This is a genomic window from Roseicyclus sp. (assembly GCF_052168335.1).
Taxonomy (GTDB): Bacteria; Pseudomonadota; Alphaproteobacteria; order Rhodobacterales; family Rhodobacteraceae; genus Roseibacterium.
On the sequence record NZ_JBQLZP010000618.1, the window covers coordinates 1 to 1,165 of the forward strand.

Consider the following 1,165-nt stretch of genomic DNA (forward strand, 5'->3'; position numbering starts at 1 on the left):
TCATGGCCGCAGGCGTGCATCCGCCCCGCCACGGTCGAGGCGTGCTCCGCCCCCGTCGCCTCCACGATGGGCAGCGCGTCCATGTCGGCCCGGAGGCCGATCACCGGCCCCGCGCCCCGCCCCTCGACGATGGCGACCACGCCCGAGGTGGCGATCCCCTCGTGGATCTCGTCCACGCCGAACTCGCGCAGGCGCTCTACCACGTAGGCGGCCGTCCCGTGGCATTCGAGGCCGAGCTCGGGATGCGCGTGGAGATGACGCCGCCAGGCCTTCATCTCGTCGGCGAAGGAGGCGATGCGGTTCACCACGGGCATGTCTGGACTCCGTCCTCGGGCTTCGGTCTAAGGGGGCGACCCTGCACCTTTTCGGGCATAGCCGCAATGCAAGACCTGCCCCCGATGGACCGGCTCCGCACGATCATGGCACGCCTGCGAGACCCTCGGACGGGCTGTCCCTGGGACATCGAGCAGGACTTCCGCAGCATCGCGCCCTACACGATCGAGGAGGCCTACGAGGTCGCCGACGCCATCGAGCGCGAGGCCTGGGAGGAGCTGAAGGGCGAGCTCGGCGACCTGCTCTTCCAGGCCGTCTACCACGCGCAGATGGCCGAGGAGGCGGGGCATTTCGGCTTCGACGACGTGGCCTCGGCCATCGCCGACAAGATGGTCGAGCGTCACCCCCATGTCTTCGGCGAGGAGAGCCGCGACAAGACCGCCGAGCAGCAGACCGCCGACTGGGAGGCGGTGAAGGCGACCGAGCGCGCGGCCAGGGCGCGGGGCGGCGTGCTCGACGACGTGGCCCTCGGCCTGCCCGCGCTGATGCGGGCCGAGAAGCTCCAGAAGCGTGCGGCGCGCGTCGGCTTCGACTGGCCCGACATCGGGCATGTGGTCGACAAGATCGCCGAGGAGGCGCGCGAACTGGCCGAGGCGCGGGACGACGCGACACCCGACGAGATCGAGGACGAGATGGGCGACCTCCTCTTCGTCATGGCGAACCTCGCCCGGCACCTGAAGGTCGACCCCGAGGTCGCGCTCCGCCGCGCCAACGCCAAGTTCACCCGCCGCTTCGCCTTCATCGAGGCGGAGCTGGCCGCGCGCGGCAAGCGGCCGGAGGACAGCGATCTCGCCGAGATGGACGCGCTCTGGGACGCGGCGAAGGCGCGCGG

At 71.2% G+C, this 1,165-nt stretch carries 2 protein-coding genes; one reads left to right on the forward strand and one right to left on the reverse strand.

Annotated elements, in window-relative coordinates:
* On the reverse strand, window positions 1–314 hold a 314-nt coding region (locus tag ACTS11_RS18955; RefSeq protein ID WP_442641848.1), incomplete at its 3' end, for a M20/M25/M40 family metallo-hydrolase.
* A 66-nt stretch (window positions 315–380) separates the two neighbouring features.
* On the opposite strand from ACTS11_RS18955, the gene mazG reads away from it, so the two are divergent.
* A partial coding sequence (gene mazG, locus ACTS11_RS18960) for a nucleoside triphosphate pyrophosphohydrolase (protein WP_442641849.1) occupies window positions 381–1,165 on the forward strand: 785 nt, incomplete at its 3' end.